Below are 19,418 nucleotides of genomic sequence, written 5' to 3'. Positions count from 1 at the left end.
TCGCCGGCCCCCCCGGCCCCGCCGGCCCCGCCCGCACCTTCCGCATCTCCCGCGCCGGCGCCCGCCCCGGCCGTGCTGCCGCCGGCACCCGCGCCCGTCACGGCCTACCGTGCGGAGGTTCCGCTGATCGCGGCCGTGCCCGCCCAGTTGCGCCAGAACGACCTGGCGATGCTCGGCAGCGTGCATCGCCGCGCGGGCGACGACGACGCCAGCGCCCAGTCGCTCGCCAGCCTGACGCCGGTCGCCGGCGCGCTGACGACCGACCGCCACGCCTGGGCCCGGGCCATCTACACCGACATCGACGTGCGCCAGGACGGCACGGTGAACCCGTCCAGCCAGGGCCATGCGAGCGGGATCCAGGCCGGCACCGATGTCTATGTGTCCCCGCTGGGCGACTGGCGCGCCGGCGTCTACGCCGGCGTGATCGACGGCGACGCCGATGTCAGCGGCTTTGCCAGCGGCATCTGGCGCGCGGTCGGCAGCAACGACCTGCGCTCGCGCTACCTGGCGGCCTACGCCACCTACGCCAACACCACCGGCTTCTATGTCGATACCGTGCTGCAGTACGGTTCGCAGCGCTACACCGTGCGCCCGCTCGGCGGGCTCCAGACCACCGGCGACGGCAGCAGCTGGCTGGCCGCGGTCGAGATCGGCCAGGCCTTCGCCATGGGGGGCGGCTGGACGCTCGAGCCGCAGGCGCAGCTGATCTACAGCCACGCCCGCCTCGATGACCTGATCATCACCGGCGCACGCGTGCAGCAGAGCAGCCTGGACAGCTGGACCGGGGGGCTCGGCGTGCGCGTCAAGGGCGACTTCGCGACCTCGGCCGGCCGTCTTCAACCCTACGGCCGCGTCGGCGTGATCCACGGCACCGGCGGCAACACCATCGCCCGCTTCATCGGGCCGGCCGCCTTCACCGACATCGCCACCGCCGGCGACTACACCTCGATCGAGCTGGCGGGCGGCTTCACGCTGGCGCTCAACCGCAGCACCAGCCTGTATGGCGAAGTCGGCCACCTGTTCAGCACCGGCGGCGACACCGAGGTCAAGGCGTCGATCCAGGGGGCGGTGGGGGTGCGGGTGCGCTGGTAGACCCGGCGTGCTTCACCCGCGTTCTCGCGCGGGTGGAATGCCCCGGCTTCGGACAGAAGGGCTTCGCGCAGCGCGCGAAGCCCTTTTTTTTGTGCCGAAGCGTCTGGGCTGTAGTGCTTAAGTCGCCTTTTCAGGCCCCTCTTTCGGATCTTTCTCATGGTCCGGCATCCGAGTGATCCGTACGATTCCAGTCGACTCCCTGTCGCCGACGGCCTCGCCGGATCGACCGGGCAGCCGACCCCAATCCATCGCCGCCATGTCGGCGTCATTCAAACAGATGCAGATGCGTGAGTTACCTCGCACCAGGGAGTCATCATGACGGCCTTCATCGCCGCGGCCTCGATCTGGGGTCTTGTCCTGTGGATCTTCCTGCGCGGCAGGCTCGGTCCTTCGAGGCGGGCCTGGGCGCGCTCGATCGCGTTCAAGCCCACCGAGCCGGTTTCGCCCGAACAGCTCTTCGGCCATCTGCTCAGCGGCAACTTCGCCTTGCTGCTGCGCGACAACTTCAACCAGCTGGGCAGCGCCCTGTCCGAGCGCCGCATCCGCCAGGTTCTCCTCGAGCACTGGGGCATCGAGAGCGACGCAGACTGCCGTCGCGTGATCCAGTCCCGCATCGAGGGCCTGGGCCGCATGTCGCCCGCCGAGAAGCGCGCGATCGCTGCCTGGATGGTCGACGCGCCGATCGATTCCAACGAATACGCGGCACTCGAGGACACCTGCAGGTTCATGGCGCTTCGAGCCCATCTCACGCGGGTCGAAGAGCTCCGGCACGACCACCTCAGCGTGCTGGCCTGGGACATCCAGCAACTGGCATACCTGGTCCGGCTGGCCTGCACGATCGGCTACCTGCCCAGGTGGCGTGCCGAGGAATTCCTGCGGATGCTGGCGGTGAGGGCCCGCTCGCACTACGCCTCCTGGAAGGACTATTCGCTGGCCGCACTGGTGGGCCTCGGCATGCGCGGCTCGCTCGAGATCTTCGATCTTGGCGAATGGGCGCAGTTCGCCCGCACGCACTCGGTGTTCCTCAATCCGAGTCGATCACCGATCCGCAGCGCTTCGCGGTGGCGCGACGCGCCCGAGCCGGTGTTGCCCGTGCGCAGCCCGGCAGACTGCGGCGCCTCGCCCCTGCTCGCTGACGGCCGGGCGACCGCATCATGAGCCGCGCCGCCGCCCGGCGAGCCGGCGTGCTCGCCTACACCCCCCGTTCGCGCGAATACATTCGTCGCGTCCTGCGCGCGCTCGGCCATTCGCCACTGGTGTTCACCCACATCGATGAGCTCATGGCGCTGGGTCCTGCCGCCTCGACGCTCGACCTGATGGTGCTGGGCGATGCGCCCGACATCGACAGCCAGGGGCGGAGCGTCGTCGAATGCGTGCTCGACACGATGGGCACTGATGTGCCCATGCTTCACGTACCCATGCACAAGCGCGTGCGTCCCGTGCGCCGCCAAGTCGAGGCGGCCGGCGTCTTCGCGGCCGCGCCGCGCTTCTTCAGCGATCTCTATCGCGTCATCCTCTCGTTCCTCGACTCCCTCGGGTTCGCAAGCACGCCCCGCCTGCTGGCGTGGGACCGCTATGCCTTCCATCCGACCGAGAAGATCGTCGCGTTCGACGACGAGAAACTGAAACTCGACTCGGTCGACTTCGACGTCGCGCTCGAGCTCTTCTTCAGTGCAGGTCGACCGGTCGCCAAGAGCTGGTTGACCCGCATGCTGCCCTCGGGCGAGCACGGCGCCAATTGGCACCGCATCGACAACCTGGCTTGCACCATCGACGAGCTCCGCGTCGCGCTCCAACTGGATGGCTCGAACGGCTGGACCCTGGAAGCCAAGCCCGGCGATGGCTACATGCTTTGGAGCGGGCAGTCGCCACTTGCGCGGACAGGCTTCGCGCGAGTTCCCACGGCAAACCGTCCGGCACGTCGACCCGTGGCCGTGCGTCTTCTCCAACCCGACTGACCCCGCGCCCGCGACAAGTCGGCGCCGTCCGAACCATGCGTTCGCCGCCCCTTTCGATCCGCTCGCCGATCGCGCGCCGCCGGCGCTCAACTGGCGATTCGACCGTTGATCGACTAGTCTCCGCCCATGCGGTTTCCGCATCGGGATGGAGGTCTCATGGTCATCAAGGGTGGGGCGTTGTGGCGGACCGTCGATTCGGGCACCGCCACGATGGCATTGATTTGCCTGCTCGGCATCGCGAGCTACTTCTTCGGCCAGCCCATGGCCATCGAACTGCATTGGTTCTGGATGGCGCTGATGTCGCTCAGCATCGTCGTCCTGGCGCTCATGCAGTACCTGCGCGTACGCGACCGGCAGCGCCGCGACGACCAGTTGCATGCGATCCTCGACGCCGTGCCGCACGGACTGTTCTTCAAGGACACGGCCTTCCGCTACCAGGTCATGAACGCCGAATTCGAGCGAACTTTCGACATCGATGGACCCGCGGCCCTCGGCAAGACGGACCGGGACCTGTTCGGTGTCCAATTGCACGACCGCTTCGTTGCGCAGGACCGGGAGCTCATGGCATCCGGCCAGGCGCACACCTACGACGAAGAAATCCAGGTCGACGGTGTGCCGCGCAGTTTCCGCTCGAGCAAGCGTCCGGTCCATGATCGCCGCGGCAAGCTGCGAGGGGTCGTCGGGGTGGTGATCGACGTGACGGAGCAGAAGCTGCTGCAGCGCGAGCTCGAAGTCGCTCATGAGCGGCTGAGCATCGCGCTCGAGGCCGCGAGGATGGGGACCTGGGAATGGAACCTGAGCACCGGCGCTCTGCACGCCGACGAGCGCGCGCGCCAGATCCTCGGCATGAAGGACGGCGAGAACGACCAGCCCTCGGCCTTTGCCCGGGTGCATCCGCAGGATGCGCGGGAGCTCGGGCCCCGCCTGGCGAATGCCCGGCAGTTCAAGCAGGTGGCCGCGTACGAGTTCCGGGTCATCGACGATTCGGGCGCGGTGCGCTGGGTCGAGGGCTTTTCCTCGCCGAGTCGCCCGCGCGACGGCAACGACTTCCTGATCGGCGTCAACCGCGACATCACCGAGCGGCGCCTCGGCGAACTGGCCCTGGGCGAGGCCAAGCTGCAGGCCGAGCGGGTGCTCGCCGAGCTCGAGCAGTCGCAGGCGAACCTCGAGCTGGCCCTGACCGTCGGCGGACTCGGCGTCTGGCGCTCGGTCACCCGCACGCACAAGGATTCCTCCGCGGCCGGCATGGCCCTGCTCGACACCGTCATCACCGCCGATCCCAAGATCCGCGAGATTTTCCGCAAGGCCGACCAAGCCGACATCAGCTATCGCGATCTGCTCAAGCTGCTGCATCCGGAGGATCGCGAACGGGCCGCGCGGGGTCTGCGCCAGGCGTACCGGCAGGGGCACGGCGCGTACCGGGACCAGTTCCGCATCCGAAGCCGCGATGGCGAGGTGCGAACGCTCGACGTGCGTGGCAGCGTGACGACCCGCGCCGAGGCGGACAGCGACATCAAACTGGTCACCTTCACCGGCATCGCCAAGGACATCACGCGCGACGAGGCGCTCAAGGCCGACCTGACCACCAAGGCCGAGGAAGCGCGCGCCGCCCTCGACGCCAAGCGGCAGTTCCTGGCCATGATGAGCCACGAAGTGCGCACCCCGCTCACCGGTGTGCTGGGCATGATCGACTTGGTGATCGACACGCCGCTCACGGACGAGCAGCGTGCGATGCTGATGCGCAGCCGGGAGTCGTCGGTCGCGCTGCTGACGATCATCAACGACATCCTCGACTTCTCCAAGATCGAGGCCCGCAAGCTGGACCTCGAGAGCCGGCCGCTGTCCTTGCGCGGACTGGTCGAGGACGTCTGCGCGACGCTGGCGCCGGACGCGGCGCGCAAGGCGATCGGCCTGCAGTTCAACGTCGATCCGCGAATTCCCGAATTCATCGTCGGCGATTCCGTCCGCTTGCGGCAGATCCTGACCAATCTCATCGGCAACGCGCTCAAGTTCACCCAGGAGGGTGGCATCAAGGTCGAGGCCTGCCGGACTTCCGAAGCGTCGCTGCAGCTGTCGGTCGAGGACACCGGCATCGGCATCGACCCGGCTGCCATCGAATCGCTTTTCGAACCTTTCCAGCAGGCCGACATCGCCACCACCCGGCGCTACGGCGGTACCGGGCTCGGCCTGACCATCGTGCGGCAGCTGGTCGACCTGATGCGCGGCAGCGTTCGCTGCGAGAGCGAACCGAAGCGTGGCAGCCGCTTCATCGTGACACTGCCGCTGCAGGCCTGGACCTCGGATGCCGATGCGGCGCCCACCTTGCGTCCGGTCCGCCGCGCGGCGTCCGGTGGCACCGCCGAAATCACGCCGATCGGCCGGGGCCGCAGGCTGCTGTTTGCCGAAGACCACCAACTCAATCGCGAGGTCATCACGATGCAGCTCGCCAAGCTCGGCTTCGCGTGCGACTGCGCGGAGGACGGCGAGGAGGCCTGGGAGCGGCTGGTCGCACCCGACGCGCGCTATGCACTGCTGCTGACCGACTGCCACATGCCCCGCCTCGACGGTTACGACCTGGCCCAGCGGGTGCGTGCGCGTGAGGCGAAGCTGGGCCTGCCGCGCCTGCCGATCGTCGCATTGACCGCCAACGCCCTGCAGGGCGAGGCCGAACGCTGCCTGGCGCTCGGCATGGACGGCTACTTGTCCAAGCCGCTGCAACTTCAGGATCTTCGAAATGCGCTCGAGGGCGTGCTCGACCGGCCGGTTTCGCCGGCCGGCGAACCTGCTGGCGTCCGTTCGGAGCCGGCTATGGACTATCCGGCGCTTGCCGAACTGTGCGGCGGCGATCTCGCCAAGGTCGCTCAGTTGCTGCGCATCTTCGTGACCGCCACCACGCAGGATCTGGCGGCGATGGACGCCGCCGCCSAGGCGCGCGATGGGGTCCGCCTGCGCCAATTGGCCCATCGACTCTGTTCGGCCTGCCACCAGCTCGACGAAGCGAAGGCGGTCGGGGCCATGCGGGCCGTCGAATCGCTAGAGGCGGCCGAGGGCGCCGAGCTGGATGAGGCCGCCGCGGCGCTCAACGCCGGGGCGCGCTCCGAGCTGCTGTCGGTGCTGTCGCGCGCCGACGCTTTCATCGGCCTGCATGGCGCTCCTGCCTGAGGGCGCGCGGCCGGCTCAGGATTCCATTCCGTGTTCGCGCGCGTAGACGTAGATGTCGAGGTCGTTCTTGAGACCCAGCTTGGCCATTGCATCGGCCTTCTGCCGGCTGACGGTCTTGACGCTGCGGGCCAGGCGATCGGCGATGTCGGTCACCGACAGGCCGGACGAAAAAAGCCGGATCACCTCGAGCTCGCGCGGTGAGAGCCGGGCCGGGCTTCCCGCATCGAAGCTGCTTTCAAGCAGGCCCTGCCTGAAGCTGGCGCTGATGTAGTCGCGTCCCTGGCTCACGGCCTGGATCGCGAGAGAAATCTCCGTCATGCCCGACGCCTTGTCGACCAGGCCGCGCACGCCCGACTCCAGGATGGTGCCGTGCACGCCGACATTGGCGACCATCGTCAGCACGACGACCGGCACAGCGGGATGGTCGCGCCGGATGCGCTGCAGCAGGGCGAGGCCGTCGGCGGCCTGTCCGCCCGGCATCGAGAAGTCGGTGATCAGCAGATCGCAGGGCGTGGCGCGCAGCGCCGCCAGCAGTTTGTCGGGCGTGTCGGCCTCCGCGACCACCTCGACGTCGGTCCGGTTCTCGAGCAGCATCCGCACGCCGGCCACGATGATCGGATGGTCGTCCGCGATGATCACGCGCATTTTCATGTTGGAAGGGGCGCCCTGGGGGTGTGCCTGGAGGGGAGGCCGAGACGTTGGAGCATCAATTAGCAAGCGATTGTGGCTCGAAACGGCTGCAGCGCGACACATCCAGATCAAGTGCTTCCGGACTACGCTTCGATCGCATCTTTCTGAATACGCTGCTTTTTGTCAAATGCCCCCGGATGCGAGCGTGACCACACCGCGCGGAGCGTCGAGCACCGCGCGCACGAGGGGTGGCCCCTCCACCAGCGCCACGTCCGAGAGCCCGATGCTGTCGAGTGCGGCGCCCAGGTCCGCGGCGCGCGGGTGCGCGAGCTCCAGCGAGCGCAGCGTCACGCCCGAATCGCTCATGCTGTCGGTCGGGTGGACCGGTCCCCACTCGATCAGTGTCGGCAGCGCGCCGTAGAACAGGCGCTGCCCGTCGTCGCGCACCGTGATGCGCCACGCGAGACGCCCTGCCGGGGTGTCTCGCGACGCCATGATCACCTGGCCGCGATCGATGCGATGGCCCTGAAGCAACTGCACCGCGGCGCTGGCATCGGGCACCCGGGCGACGAAGTGGATCAGCCGCGGCCCCTCGCGCCGCAGCATGGATTGGAGTTGTGCATCGTCCAGGTCGAACCATCGGTGAGCGGCGCGGGTCGGCGGCGCTGCCGCGTCGGGGTCGATCGAGATGATCTCCAGATAGGTGGCAGGAAACCGTGGCGTCGCGATCTTGAACAGGCGGTTGTGCGTGCCCATCGACGGATGCTTGCCGCCCGGCCCCGGCGAGATGCCGAATGTCGCCTCGCACCAGCGTACGCCCTCTTCGAGCGTGGCGGCGGCTATCACCAGGTGGTCGATCTGTGCTGTCACGGTGTTCGTTTTCTGTGACCTAACTCGGCCGGGCCGCGGACTACAGCCGGACGCTGCCGTCCACGCAGGTCACCGAATCCCCGCCCACCCACACCTGCCCATCGGCATCGCGCCGGATGTGCACGCGGCCCGCGCGGCCCAGGGTCTGGCCCTGCGCGGCCACATAGCTCTCGGGCAGGTGGCCGTCGGCGATCAGCCATTGCGCCAGGCTGGCGTTGAAGCTGCCGGTGACCGGGTCTTCCTCGACGCCGATCGGCGCCGCGAAGGCGCGCACCTCGATGTCGCCCGGTGCTTCTTCCGAGCGCGCGAAGGCGCGCGCCTCGCGGTTCGAGCGCGCGATCAGGAGCGGCGAACCGTCCGACGACGGCAGGCCCGCCACGCCGACCTTCTGCCCCAGCTCGCGCAGCGCGCGGTGGTCGGGCTTGAGCGTGAGCACCGTGTCGGCATCGTCGAGCAGCAAGCCCAGCCAGGCGGGCCCGTTGTCGAGCAACTGTGCCGTGATGATCTGCTGCGCTTTCAGCCCCAGTGCCGCCGCGACCTTGGCCAGCAGGGTCGGGCTCGGTGCGATGCGCCGCACCGGCGGCGCGGCGAAGGCCAGGCGCTCGCCCTCGCGCCGGATCGGCACCAGGCCCACCGCGCTCTGCTGGACGATGTGGCTTGCCGCCTTGGGCTTGCCGCCGGCCTGCAGCCAGGCATGGCAGCTGCCCAGCGTTGGGTGGCCGGCGAAGGGCAGCTCGCCGCCGGGCGTGAAGATGCGCACGCGGTAGTCGGCACTCGGCTCGGTGGGAGGCAGGATGAAGGTGGTCTCGGAGAGGTTGGTCCAGGCGGCGAAGCGCTGCATGGCATCGTCGTCGATGCCGCTGCCGTCGAGAACGACTGCGAGCGGATTGCCGAAATAGGGCGTCGAGGTGAAGACGTCGACTTGCTTGAAGGGGCGGGAGATCATGGTTGTCATTCGAGGGCCAGGTCGAGCACGCCGCGTGCTGCGGCGCGCGTGCGCAAGTCGGCGAACCAGCGCTCGACATGGGGCCAGACGGGCCGCGTGTATTCGGTTTGCGGCAGTCCGAACCAGCGGTGCGCCTCGCAGCCGACCGGGATGTCGGCCATCGTGAAGTTGTCGCCGCACATGAAGGGGCGGTTGGCGAGGTGAGCGTCGAGCAGCGCGAACAGCGGCTCGGTGGCGCGCACCGAATAGGCGATCAGCTCGGGCTGGCGTTGTTCGGGCGGCGTGCGGATCCATTGCCTGAAGGCGCCGCCGCTCACCGCGTTCAGCGTGGTCTGCTGCCAGTCCATCCATCGCTCGGCATCGAAGCGCGCGGCCAGCGGCTCGGGGTAGAGCTTGCCCGGCGAGTGCTTGGCGCACAGGTAGCGCACGATCACGTTCGACTCCCACAGCGTGACCCGGTCCGGGCCTTCGCCGTCGTCGATGGCCGGCACCATGGCATTCGGATTGATGGCCAGGTACTCGGGCGTCTGCACGACGCCGAAGCGGCCACCGGCTTCGGTGCGCTGGAAGTCGAGCCCGAGTTCCTGCGCGCACCACACCACCTTGCGCACGTTGATGGAGCTGATCCGGCCCCAGATGTTGAGCATGTCAGAGTCCCTTCGATGGGCGATCGAGCAAAAGAAGGCGCAGCGCCAGGCCCGCCATCATCGCAGCCAGCAGCCCGCGCTGGAAGCCGGCGGCGCCGCGCCGCTGCAGCCAGCGGCCGACCTGCCCGCTGCAGGCGCCGAGCAAGCTGTTGAAGACCAGGCCGGCGAGCGACAAGCTGACGCCGAGCAGCAGCAGTTGCAACGGCACGCTGCCGCGGGCCGGATCGACGAACTGCGGCAGGAACACCATGAAGAACAGCAGCGCCTTCGGGTTCACGAGGTTGTTGAGCCAGGCGTTGCGCACCACGCGCACGAAGCGCGTGGCATTCGCTTGCGGCTTCGATGGCGCACCCCCTGCGCGCAGCGCCTGCCAGGCGAGCCACAGCAGATAGAGCGCGCCGGCGTAGCGCAGCAGGTCGAAGGAGGGCGGCCAGGCCGCGACCAGCGCCGTGACGCCGGTCGCGGCGGACACCGTGTGCACCAGGTCCGCCGCCGCGATGCCGAGCCCGGCCGCGAAGCCGGCCCGCGGCCCCATCGACACGCCGTGCGAGAGCACGAAGGCCATGTTGGGCCCGGGCGAGACGAACAGCGCCAGCACCGCGAGCAGGAAGAGCAGGAAGCTGCTGCCGTCGATCATTGCGGGGCCGTTTCTCGGGAAGGGTCAGGCGGGGCTGGCCGCCAGCTGCCGCTGCACCTCGGCCGCCGCATGGTGCGCGAGTTGTTCGCGCACGACCTCGGCCAGTGCGGCGATCGCGGTGTCGATCTGGTCGACGCTGGCGGTCACGAAGGACAGGCGCAGGGTGCGCGGGTCGCCCTGGCCGGCGTAGAAGGGCGCGCCCGGCACGAAGGCCACGCCGCGCTCCACCGCCTTGGGCAGCAGCACCACGGTGTCGATGCCCTCGGGCAGCCGCACCCAGAGGAACATGCCGCCGGCCGGCTTGACGAACTCGACCGAGAGGCCCTTCATCTCGCGCTGCAGCGCCGCCACCATGGCTTCGCACTGGCGCTTGTAGAGCGCCCGGATGGTCGGCACGTGGCGCGACAGGAAGCCGTCCTTCATGACCTCGTGGACCATGCGCTGGTTGAAGCTCGGCGAATGCAGGTCGGCCGCCTGCTTGGCCTGCAGCAGCTTCGGGAAGATCGCCTTGGGCGCCACCATGAAGCCCAGGCGCAAGCCCGGTGCCAGCACCTTCGAGAACGAGCCCAGGTAGATGCAGCCTTCGGGGTTGCGCGCCGTGAGCGGCAGTGCCGGCGCGTTGTCGAACCAGAGCTCGCCGTAGGGGTTGTCCTCGACGATCGGCAGGCCCGCCTTGGCGGCGGCCGCGGACACCGCGGCACGGCGCTCCTCGGGCATGGTGCGGCCGGTCGGATTCTGGAAGTTGGGCAGCAGGTAGACGAAGCGCGCATCCTTGGCCTTGGCGACCAGGTCGTCGACGATCACGCCTTCGCTGTCGCTGGCGACGCTCACCGGCTCCGGCTCCATCGGCGAGAAGGCCTGCAGCGCGCCGAGGTAGGTCGGCGTCTCGACCAGCACGCGGCTGCCGGGGTCGAGCAGCACCTTGGCGACCAGGTCCAGGCCCTGCTGCGAGCCGGTGGTGATCAGCACCTGGGCCGGGTCCACGGGCCAGGGCAGCATCGCGGCCACGGCTTCGCGCAGCGGGCCGTAGCCTTCGCTCGCGCCGTACTGCAGCGCGGCCTGGCCATCCTTGTGCAGCACCTCGGCGCAGGCTTCGGCGAAGGCGTTGATCGGGAAGGCCTTGGGTGAAGGCAGGCCGCCGGCCAGGCTGATGATGCCGGGACGCTCGGTCACCTTGAGGATTTCACGGAGCACCGAAGGATTCATCTTTTCGGCGCGGGCAGCGAGTTTCCAGTTCATGTTTTTCCTTGAGGTGCGGAAGGTTAGCGGGAGGCCGCGGCGGCGACCAGTGGAGTGCGCGGTTGTGACAGCTTCTTGCCGGCGACGACGGTGGCCACCACGGCCGCCGCGAAGCCGAGCGTGACCACGTCGAGCGGCTCGCCGAGCAGCGGAACGGCCGCCAGGATCGAGAGGAAGGGCTGCAGCAGCTGGGTCTGGCTGACGCGCAGGGCGCCGCCCATGGCGAGGCCGCGGTACCAGGCGAAGAAGCCCATCCACATCGAGAACACGCCGACGTAGACGAAGCCGATCCAGGCCGAGGCCGCGATCGGCCGCTCGGGCCACAGCCACAGGGTGCCCGGCAGCGTCACCGGCAATGCCATCACGCAGACCCAGCAGATCACCCGCTCGGCGCCCAGCGCCGGCGTCACCTGGGCGCCATAGATGTAGCCCAGCGAAGCCGCCGCGACCGCGCCCACCAGCAGCACGTCGGCCCATTCGAAGCCGAAGCCGCCGCCGTGCGACTCGGCCCGCAGCAACGAGAACGCGACCACCAGCGCACTGCCGGCGACGGCGCAGAGCCAGAAGCCAAGCCGCGCCCGCAGGTGCAGTACCCAGGCCGCGCAGGCCGCGGTGACCAGGGGCAGCAGCGCGGTGATCACCGCGGCGTGGCTGGCGCTGACCACGCGCAGCGCGTAGGCCAGCAGCAAGGGGAAGCCGATGGCGTTGCCGAGCACCGCCATGCCGAGCGGCCGCCAGTGCTGGCGCTGCGGCATCGGCGAGCGCGTGGCGATCAGGAACGCCACCGACAGCACGCCCGCCAGCGCCGCCCGGCCCAGTGTCGCGAACCAGGGCGACAGCTGCGGCGCCGCCTGCGTGCCGGTGGCCAGCCGCGTCATCGGCAGCGTGACCGCGAAGATGGCCACGCCCAGCACGCCGAGCCACATGCCGAGGGTTTCTTCCTTGATCTTCATGCGCCCACCATCCACCAGGCGGTGAGCGCCAGCACGGCCGCCATCGCGCGGTTGAACCACAGCAGCCGGCGGCCCTGGGCCAGCCAGTGGCGCAGCAGCGCACCGGCCAGCGCGTAGGCGAAGTTGCTCGTGAAGGCATAGACCAGCATCACCGGCGCGACGATCGCGAAACGCCGCAACGCATCGGGCTGCCCGGCGATCCAGCCCGCGACCAGCGTCAGCGCCAGCAGCCAGGCCTTGATGTTGAGGAACTGCAGCATCACGCCCTGCTTGAAGCCGACCCGCAGCTTGGCGCTGTCGGCCTGGCCCAGCGAGCCGCTGCCGCTGAGCTTCCAGGCCAGCCACAGCAGGTAGCCGACGCCGAGCGCCTTGATGACCCCGCGCAGCGAGGGCGCCGCCATCACCAGCGTGCCGACGCCGGCCGCGCACAACGCGAGCAACAGGCTCCAGCCGACCGGAACGGCCCACACGAAGCGCATGGCGCGCGGCAGGCCGCCGTTGGCGGCGAGCGCAGTCGACAAGGTGGTGTTGGGACCCGGCGAAAAACTCATCGCCGTGGCCAACACCAGCAGCGCAGTGAATTCTTGCCAGTTCATGGGACACACTTTAAACTGATGACCATTACAGTACCGGTACAGATAATCGAACATAAGAACTGTCTGTATCGGTCGACGCATTGACACAGAACAATACGCGACATGCTCACCCGAACCTCCGCCCAGTCGCTGACAGGGCAGCTCGCCGACCGTTTTGCCGAGCGCATCCGCAACCGCTTGCTGCCGCCAGGCGCGCGGCTCCCTTCGGTGCGCGAGTGCGCCCGCCAGCAGGGCGTGAGCCCGCACACCGTGGTCGCCGCCTACGACCAGCTGCTGGCACAGGGCCTGGTCGAGGCGCGTCGTCAGCGCGGCTTCTATGTGCGCGATTCGGGTGCGGTCGGCGGCGGACCGGACGCTGCCAGCACCCGCTCGGCGCCGGACCAGGCGCCGGCGCCCCTGGTGGCGGCCGACGCCAGCGCGCTGATCCGCGGCATGTTCCATCGTCCGAGCGACAAGCCGCAGCCGGGCATGGGCGTCTTCCCTCCCGATTGGCTGGAGTCGACCTTCATGCCGGCGGCGGTGCGGCGCGTCACCAGCAGCAAGGCGCTGCAGGAACTGTCGCTTCAGTACGGCGAGCCGGCGGGCGATGGCGGCCTGCGCCGAAGCCTGGCGACCAAGCTGGCCGGCATCAGCGTGCCGGCCGCGCCGGATCAGATCGTGACCACCATCGGCGCCACGCACGCGCTCGACATCGTGAGTCGCACCCTCCTGCGCGCGGGCGATCCGGTGATGGTCGAGGAGCCGGGCTGGGCGATCGAGTTCGCGCGGCTCGAGGCGCTGGGCATGCGCATCCTGCCGGTGCCGCGCAAGGCCGACGGCCCCGACCTGGAAGTGATGGAGCGCTACTGCACCGCCGGCGAGGCCCACAAGCCCAAGCTCTTCGTGAGCGTGAGCGTGCTGCACAACCCGACCGGCTACAGCCTGACGCCGGGCAGCGCGCACCGGGTGCTGCAGCTCGCCAACCGGCATGACTTCCACATCGTCGAGGACGACACCTACAGCCACCTGGCGCCCGAGCATGCGACCCGGCTCTGCGCGCTCGACGGCCTGCAGCGCACCATCTACGTCGGCGGCTTCGCCAAGATCCTGGCGCCGAACTGGCGCATCGGCTTCCTCGCGGCATCGCCGGCGCTGGTCGGCCGCCTGCTCGAGACCAAGCTGCTCGCGACCCTGACTTCGCCGGCATTGTTCGAGCGCGCGCTGGCCTGGTGCATCGACCAGGGCCAGTTGCGCCGGCATGCGGAAAGAATCCGCGTCAGGCTCGACGGTGCCCGCGGGCGCACTGTCAAGCTCGCGCTGGCGGCCGGCTGCACGCTGGCCTCGGAGCCGGCCGGCCTGTTCGGCTGGGTCGACACCGGCGTCGACACCGACGCGCTGACCCAGCGCATGCTCGACGAGGGCTACCTGCTGGCGCCGGGTTCGCTGTTCCATGCCCGGCGGCCGCCCACCACGCTGATGCGGATCAATTTCGCGACCGCCCAGGATGCGACTTTCTGGAAGGTGTTCGCGCGCGTGCGCGACCAGCTCTGAAGCGCGGCCTCCGCTACAGCAGCGCGTCCGGCGCCAGCGGCCCGAGGAGCTTGAGCATCAGGCGCAGGCCGGCGCTGGTGTCGGGCTCGACGGTGGCGTCCTCGAGGCCACTGCCCTCGGGGGCGTGCCAGACCAGCCGGCCCTCGCTGCGTTCCACGCGCCACGAGCCTTCGCGCAGCGCCGACTCGATCTTGCGGCCGGCCACCCCCGACAGCGCGTCGCTGCGCACCAGCACCGCGATCTCGGTGTTCTGCAACTGCGAGCGCTGGTCCAGGTTCATCGACCCGACCACCAGCAACCGGCCGTCGATCACCAGTACCTTCGAATGCAGCATCGAGCGCGATTCGCCCACGGCACTGCCGCTGCCCGAGCCGAAGGCGCTGCCGAGCCCGGCCTGCTCGCTGCGCAGTTCGTAGAGTTCCACGCCCATCGCCAGCAACTCGTCGCGGTGCCGCGCATAGCCCACATGCGCCACCGGCGCATCGTTCGATGCCAGCGAATTGGTCAGCACCCGGATCCGCACGCCGCGCGCCCGCGCCGCGGCGAAGGCCTGCTTCATGTCGGCTCCCGGCACGAAGTAGGGCGAGATGATCAGCAGATCGATCCGGGCCAGCCCGATCAGTTGCAGCAGTCCGTCGACCACGGTCTCGCCGTCGGCCGCCGCACCGGCCGCGGCATCGAGCGAATTGCTGCTTTTCCCGGCCTGGCGGGGCGGGCGTGCGCCTTGCCGGGTCACCGTGAGGCCGGGCGCCTTGCCGGCGTCGGGGCCGGCGCCGTCGGTCGGGATCTTGCCGGGCTTGTCGGCCAGCACCGCCGCCGGGGCCCAGACGAAGTCGGCACTGCGCAGGTCCATGGGTTTCTCGTCCCAGGCCGGCGCGCGGGCGTCTGCGGCCGCCGTCCCTTCCTTCGCGCTCGGATCGCCTGCGGGCGGTGCCGCTGCCAGTGTCTGTGTCTGTGTCTGTGTCTGTGCCTGGGCTTCCACGCGCTGTCGTTCGGTCTCCCGTTCGGCGCGCGCCTGCTCGCGGATCCGGTCGAGCTCACGGGGCGTGACCAGCGACTGCACGGGATAGGCGCGCTCGTTGTTCCAGTAGGCGTCGAAACTGCGCGACAGGTCCTGCACCAGCGGCCCCGCCACCAGCAGGTCGAGATCGATGAAGTTGCCCTTGTTGTCCTTGCCGAAATAGGCGTCGCCCAGGTTGCGGCCCCCTGCCACCGCCAGCACGTTGTCGGCGATGAACAACTTGTTGTGCATGCGCTGCTGGACGCGCGACGCATCGTCGATCGAGCTGAAGAAGCGGCCCAGCGTCGAGGCGCGTGCGCCCGCCAGCGGATTGAACATCCGCATCTCGACATTGGGCACCAGCGCCATCCGCATCACGACCGCGTCGCGCCCGGTGCTGTTGAAGTCGTCGAGCAGGATGCGCACCCGGACCCCGCGCTCGGCGGCCTCGCGCACCGCGCGCAGCAGCCGCGCCGTGCTGGCGTCGGCATGGATCGTGTAGTACTGGAGGTCCAGCGTCTTGCGTGCGCCTTCCACCAGTGCCAGCCGGCTGCCGTAGGCGGCAGCCGGGCCGTCGAGCAGGATGAAACCTGATTCGTAGCGCGTCCCGGCGGCCTTGCGGCGCTGCTGCACCAGTTCGCCGAGCGGGGTGCTCGCCGGCGAGGCCAGTGCGGTCGAGACCGGCCGGTCGACGTTCTTAGGCAGTTCCGCGCAAGCGGCGACGCCCACGGCGACGAGGAGCGCAGCGGCGATGTTGCGGAACAGGGCGATAGGGCGCCGGAGGGCGTGTCTACAGGGCATGCGGCGAGGAACGTGAAGGAGCCTGGGCAACGCCATATATAGCGTGCCGCGGCCCCGTGCCGCGTCGGACAAAGACGCCGCTAGCGCGCCGTCCCGAGCGCTTCCCAGCGTTCCAGCGCCGCCAGCAGTTCGTCGTCGATGCGGGCATGGCGTTCGCCGAGCTCGGCCGCACGCGAGGCATCGGTGGCGTAGATGGCGCCGCCGTCGAGCTCGAGCAGCTCGGTGATCCGCTTCTGCTCTTCCTCCAGCTCGGCAATCTGTGACGGCAGGGTCTCGAGTTCGCGCTGCTCCTTGTAGCTGAGCTTCTTGCGGGCCGCGGCCGGCTTGGCGGTGGCCTCGGCCGCCGGTGCCGGAGCGGGCGCCGGTGCGGCTGCCGATGTGGCCGGCGCGGCGGCCGCGGCACGCTGCTGGGCGATCTCGCGGGAACGCTTGGACTGCGTCAGCCAGTCCTGCACGCTGCCCTCGTACTCGCGCCAGCGCCCGTCGCCCTCGAAGGCGATGGTGCTGGTCACCACGTTGTCCAGGAAGGTCCGGTCATGGCTGACCAGGAACACCGTGCCGTCGTAGTTCTGCAGCAGGTCCTCGAGCAGTTCGAGGGTGTCGATGTCGAGGTCGTTGGTCGGCTCGTCGAGCACCAGCACGTTGGCCGGCCGGGCGAACAGGCGCGCCAGCAGCAGCCGGTTGCGCTCGCCGCCGCTCAGCGAGCGCACCGGCGAATGGGCGCGGGCCGGCGAGAACAGGAAGTCGGCCAGGTAGCTCTTCACGTGCTTGCGCTGGTTGCCGATCTCGATCCATTCGCTGCCCGGACTGATGAAGTCCTCCAGCGTGGCGTCGAGGTTCAGCGCGTTGCGCATCTGGTCGAAGTAGGCCACCTGCAGGTTGGCGCCGCGGCGGATCTTGCCGCTGTCGGGCTCGAGCTCGCCGAGGATCAGCTTCAGCAGCGTGGTCTTGCCCGCGCCATTGGGGCCGATCAGCCCCACCTTGTCGCCGCGCAGGATGGTGCCGGTGAAGCCGCGGATCACGGTCTTGTCGCCAAAGGACTTCGATGCCTCGGTCAGTTCGGCCACGATCTTGCCGCTGGCCTGGCCCTGGGCGACGTCCATGTTGACGCTGCCCTGGACCTCGCGCCGGGCCGAGCGGTTGGCGCGCAATTCCTGCAGCCGGCTGATGCGGCTCTGGCTGCGGGTGCGCCGTGCCTCCACGCCCTTGCGGATCCAGATCTCTTCCTGCGCCAGCAGCTTGTCGGCCTTGGCGTTGATCACGGCTTCCTGGGCCAGCTGCTCCTCCTTCTGCAGGAGGTACTGCTCGAAGTTGCCGGGATAGGAGCTGAGCTTGCCGCGGTCCAGCTCGACGATGCGGGTCGCGACCCGGTTCAGGAAGCTGCGGTCGTGGGTGATCGTCACCACGCTGCCCTTGAAGTCGATCAGCAACTGTTCCAGCCATTCGATCGAATCCAGGTCCAGGTGGTTGGTCGGCTCGTCCAGCAGCAGCACGTCGGGCGCCGCCACCAGTGCCTGCGCGAGCGCGACCCGCTTGCGCGTGCCGCCCGAGAGCGAGCCGACCAGGGCTGCGCCGTCGAGGTGCAGGCGATGCAGCGTTTCCTCCACCCGCTGCTCCCAGTTCCAGGCATCGAAGGCCTCGATCTGGGATTGCAGCGCATCCAGGTCCAGCCCTGGTGCGCCCGACAGATACTGGTCGCGGATCGCGATCACCTCGCCGAGGCCCGCGCTGGCRGCGGTGAAGACATCCGCCTCCATGTCCAGCACCGGCTCCTGGGCCACATAGGTGACGCGCACGTTCTGCTGTATCTGAAGCGTGCCGTCGTCCGGCTTCTCGAGGCCGGCCAGGATCTTGAGCAGGGAAGACTTGCCGGCGCCGTTGCGGCCGATCAGGCCGATGCGCTCCGATTCGATGAGGGAGAAGTCCGCATGGTCGAGCAGCGGGACGTGGCCGAACGCGAGTTGCGCGTCGAGGAGTGTGATGAGTGCCATGTGAGAGCGATTATCGGAGCGAAGCGCCGGAAGGCCTTCAAAAGTGGCATATACTCMTGGGCTCGGCTCAAGACGCGAAGAAAACTTCGAAGACGACCGGGACGCCAAGTCGGAAGAGGAGGCCAAAAAGGCCTTCGAGGCTGGCGCAACAATCAAAAGCTGTGTCATAATCGAAGGCTCCGCTGAAAACGACGGCGCGGYGCTTCTTTTGGGAGTGCGGTGATCGAAGCAGRCGGTGRGGGAAGAAAAAAAGGCCGCGGTCTTGACGAAGTTMWAAAAACTGTGTCATAATCGAAGGCTCCGCAGAAAACGGTGATTGCAGTGACTTCCGGGTGAAGTTGATTGCAAGAGTCGAAGAAAGCGAAAAAAGTTTGCCGGTTCTTAAAAAACCGTGTCATAATYGAAGGCTCCGCTGATCGCAGCGAAGCAAGCGTAAAACAAGAAGTTGTTTTACGGTGATCGTTAAAAATATACAGCCGATAAGCGTGGGCGTTTGAGGCGAATGGCTAAGTTCTTCGGAACAAAGTCTTCAAGACTTTAAACGCTCATGAGAATAGAAGTGAAGTTCACTTCAATTCCGTTTTTGTGAGTTTTGTCTGACCGCGAGGTTGGACGCAAAATCAAGATCGAACTATAGAGTTTGATCCTGGCTCAGATTGAACGCTGGCGGCATGCCTTACACATGCAAGTCGAACGGCAGCGCGGGAGCAATCCTGGCGGCGAGTGGCGAACGGGTGAGTAATACATCGGAACGTGCCCAATCGTGGGGGATAACGCAGCGAAAGCTGTGCTAATACCGCATACGATCTACGGATGAAAGCAGGGGACCGCAAGGCCTTGCGCGAATGGAGCGGCCGATGGCAGATTAGGTAGTTGGTGAGGTAAAGGCTCACCAAGCCTTCGATCTGTAGCTGGTCTGAGAGGACGACCAGCCACACTGGGACTGAGACACGGCCCAGACTCCTACGGGAGGCAGCAGTGGGGAATTTTGGACAATGGGCGCAAGCCTGATCCAGCCATGCCGCGTGCAGGATGAAGGCCTTCGGGTTGTAAACTGCTTTTGTACGGAACGAAAAGGTTCTTTCTAATAAAGAGAGCTCATGACGGTACCGTAAGAATAAGCACCGGCTAACTACGTGCCAGCAGCCGCGGTAATACGTAGGGTGCAAGCGTTAATCGGAATTACTGGGCGTAAAGCGTGCGCAGGCGGTTATGTAAGACAGTTGTGAAATCCCCGGGCTCAACCTGGGAACTGCATCTGTGACTGCATAGCTAGAGTACGGTAGAGGGGGATGGAATTCCGCGTGTAGCAGTGAAATGCGTAGATATGCGGAGGAACACCGATGGCGAAGGCAATCCCCTGGAC

The 19,418-nt window shown here is 68.0% G+C and carries 15 protein-coding genes and 1 rRNA gene; 6 read left to right on the top strand and 10 right to left on the bottom strand.

The genetic code is table 11. From position 1 onward, the window contains the following. The 4 genes from AC1D2E_RS29720 to AC1D2E_RS29705 all read left to right on the top strand — a co-directional run. The coding region (locus AC1D2E_RS29720; RefSeq protein WP_478200729.1) for an autotransporter outer membrane beta-barrel domain-containing protein at nucleotides 1-1,092 on the top strand (1,092 nt) is incomplete at its 5' end. A 315-nt stretch (nucleotides 1,093-1,407) separates the two neighbouring features. Continuing rightward, on the top strand, nucleotides 1,408-2,250 hold the full coding sequence (locus AC1D2E_RS29715; protein ID WP_478200728.1) for a DUF1266 domain-containing protein: 843 nt from the start codon (nucleotides 1,408-1,410) through the stop codon (nucleotides 2,248-2,250). Further along, nucleotides 2,247-3,050 (top strand): hypothetical protein, encoded by an 804-nt coding sequence (locus AC1D2E_RS29710; RefSeq protein ID WP_478200727.1) that lies wholly within the window; start codon nucleotides 2,247-2,249, stop codon nucleotides 3,048-3,050. The genes AC1D2E_RS29715 and AC1D2E_RS29710 overlap by 4 nt, the downstream gene beginning before the upstream one ends. Before the next feature lie 156 nt (nucleotides 3,051-3,206). Next, a complete protein-coding gene (locus AC1D2E_RS29705; RefSeq protein WP_478200726.1) occupies nucleotides 3,207-6,212 on the top strand; it encodes a PAS domain-containing hybrid sensor histidine kinase/response regulator in 3,006 nt (1,001 codons plus the stop codon). 15 nt (nucleotides 6,213-6,227) lie between these two features. Here the strand turns inward: AC1D2E_RS29705 and AC1D2E_RS29700 are convergent, their stop codons facing one another. The 8 genes from AC1D2E_RS29700 to AC1D2E_RS29665 form a co-directional block, all read right to left on the bottom strand. Further along, nucleotides 6,228-6,857 (bottom strand): response regulator, encoded by a 630-nt coding sequence (locus tag AC1D2E_RS29700; RefSeq protein ID WP_478200725.1) that lies wholly within the window; start codon nucleotides 6,855-6,857, stop codon nucleotides 6,228-6,230. 168 nt (nucleotides 6,858-7,025) lie between these two features. Continuing rightward, the gene (locus AC1D2E_RS29695) at nucleotides 7,026-7,712 is read right to left on the bottom strand and encodes a VOC family protein (protein WP_478200724.1); all 687 of its coding nucleotides are present in this window, start codon (nucleotides 7,710-7,712) and stop codon (nucleotides 7,026-7,028) included. A 40-nt stretch (nucleotides 7,713-7,752) separates the two neighbouring features. Beyond that, nucleotides 7,753-8,658, bottom strand: a complete 906-nt coding sequence (locus AC1D2E_RS29690; protein ID WP_478200723.1) for a PhzF family phenazine biosynthesis protein — start codon at nucleotides 8,656-8,658, stop codon at nucleotides 7,753-7,755. Nucleotides 8,659-8,663: 5 nt separating this feature from the next. Beyond that, nucleotides 8,664-9,305 carry a glutathione S-transferase family protein gene (locus AC1D2E_RS29685; RefSeq protein WP_478200722.1) on the bottom strand — a complete coding sequence of 214 codons (642 nt, stop codon included), beginning with the start codon at nucleotides 9,303-9,305 and terminating at the stop codon, nucleotides 8,664-8,666. Nucleotide 9,306: 1 nt separating this feature from the next. Beyond that, nucleotides 9,307-9,942: a LysE family translocator gene (locus AC1D2E_RS29680; RefSeq protein WP_478200721.1), complete on the bottom strand. Its 636-nt coding sequence runs from the start codon at nucleotides 9,940-9,942 to the stop codon at nucleotides 9,307-9,309. Nucleotides 9,943-9,966: 24 nt separating this feature from the next. Beyond that, on the bottom strand, nucleotides 9,967-11,181 hold the full coding sequence (locus AC1D2E_RS29675; protein WP_478200720.1) for an aminotransferase-like domain-containing protein: 1,215 nt from the start codon (nucleotides 11,179-11,181) through the stop codon (nucleotides 9,967-9,969). 23 nt (nucleotides 11,182-11,204) lie between these two features. Further along, a complete protein-coding gene (locus AC1D2E_RS29670; protein ID WP_478200719.1) occupies nucleotides 11,205-12,134 on the bottom strand; it encodes a DMT family transporter in 930 nt (309 codons plus the stop codon). After that, entirely contained in the window at nucleotides 12,131-12,730 is a 600-nt protein-coding gene (locus AC1D2E_RS29665; RefSeq protein WP_478200718.1) for a LysE family translocator, read from the bottom strand. The genes AC1D2E_RS29670 and AC1D2E_RS29665 overlap by 4 nt, the downstream gene beginning before the upstream one ends. Before the next feature lie 102 nt (nucleotides 12,731-12,832). Here AC1D2E_RS29665 and AC1D2E_RS29660 point away from each other — a divergent pair, with 102 nt between their 5' ends. Further along, on the top strand, nucleotides 12,833-14,260 hold the full coding sequence (locus tag AC1D2E_RS29660; protein ID WP_478200717.1) for an aminotransferase-like domain-containing protein: 1,428 nt from the start codon (nucleotides 12,833-12,835) through the stop codon (nucleotides 14,258-14,260). Between the two features lie 13 nt (nucleotides 14,261-14,273). On the opposite strand, the gene AC1D2E_RS29655 is transcribed toward AC1D2E_RS29660, so the two are convergent. Both AC1D2E_RS29655 and AC1D2E_RS29650 read right to left on the bottom strand, forming a co-directional pair. Then, nucleotides 14,274-16,061, bottom strand: coding sequence for a phospholipase D family protein (locus AC1D2E_RS29655; protein WP_478200716.1), 1,788 nt, complete (start codon nucleotides 16,059-16,061; stop codon nucleotides 14,274-14,276). Nucleotides 16,062-16,141: 80 nt separating this feature from the next. Then, the gene (locus AC1D2E_RS29650) at nucleotides 16,142-18,052 is read right to left on the bottom strand and encodes an ATP-binding cassette domain-containing protein (protein WP_478200715.1); all 1,911 of its coding nucleotides are present in this window, start codon (nucleotides 18,050-18,052) and stop codon (nucleotides 16,142-16,144) included. 628 nt (nucleotides 18,053-18,680) lie between these two features. Between AC1D2E_RS29650 and AC1D2E_RS29645 the strand changes: the two genes are divergently transcribed. Continuing rightward, a 16S ribosomal RNA gene (locus AC1D2E_RS29645) occupies nucleotides 18,681-19,418 on the top strand; the annotation flags it as partial.

It is taken from the genome of Variovorax sp. P1_H2 (assembly GCF_056405295.1).
This window is presented reverse-complemented; position numbering and strand designations above follow the sequence as displayed.

Coding starts and splice junctions, on each gene's coding strand:
- AC1D2E_RS29715 (WP_478200728.1), top strand. CDS start 1,408: ATGACGGCCTTCATCGCCGCGGCCTCGATCTGGGGTCTTGTCCTGTGG.
- AC1D2E_RS29710 (WP_478200727.1), top strand. CDS start 2,247: ATGAGCCGCGCCGCCGCCCGGCGAGCCGGCGTGCTCGCCTACACCCCC.
- AC1D2E_RS29700 (WP_478200725.1), bottom strand. CDS start 6,857: ATGCGCGTGATCATCGCGGACGACCATCCGATCATCGTGGCCGGCGTG.
- AC1D2E_RS29690 (WP_478200723.1), bottom strand. CDS start 8,658: ATGATCTCCCGCCCCTTCAAGCAAGTCGACGTCTTCACCTCGACGCCC.
- AC1D2E_RS29685 (WP_478200722.1), bottom strand. CDS start 9,305: ATGCTCAACATCTGGGGCCGGATCAGCTCCATCAACGTGCGCAAGGTG.
- AC1D2E_RS29680 (WP_478200721.1), bottom strand. CDS start 9,942: ATGATCGACGGCAGCAGCTTCCTGCTCTTCCTGCTCGCGGTGCTGGCG.
- AC1D2E_RS29675 (WP_478200720.1), bottom strand. CDS start 11,181: ATGAACTGGAAACTCGCTGCCCGCGCCGAAAAGATGAATCCTTCGGTG.
- AC1D2E_RS29670 (WP_478200719.1), bottom strand. CDS start 12,134: ATGAAGATCAAGGAAGAAACCCTCGGCATGTGGCTCGGCGTGCTGGGC.
- AC1D2E_RS29665 (WP_478200718.1), bottom strand. CDS start 12,730: ATGAACTGGCAAGAATTCACTGCGCTGCTGGTGTTGGCCACGGCGATG.
- AC1D2E_RS29660 (WP_478200717.1), top strand. CDS start 12,833: ATGCTCACCCGAACCTCCGCCCAGTCGCTGACAGGGCAGCTCGCCGAC.
- AC1D2E_RS29655 (WP_478200716.1), bottom strand. CDS start 16,061: ATGCCCTGTAGACACGCCCTCCGGCGCCCTATCGCCCTGTTCCGCAAC.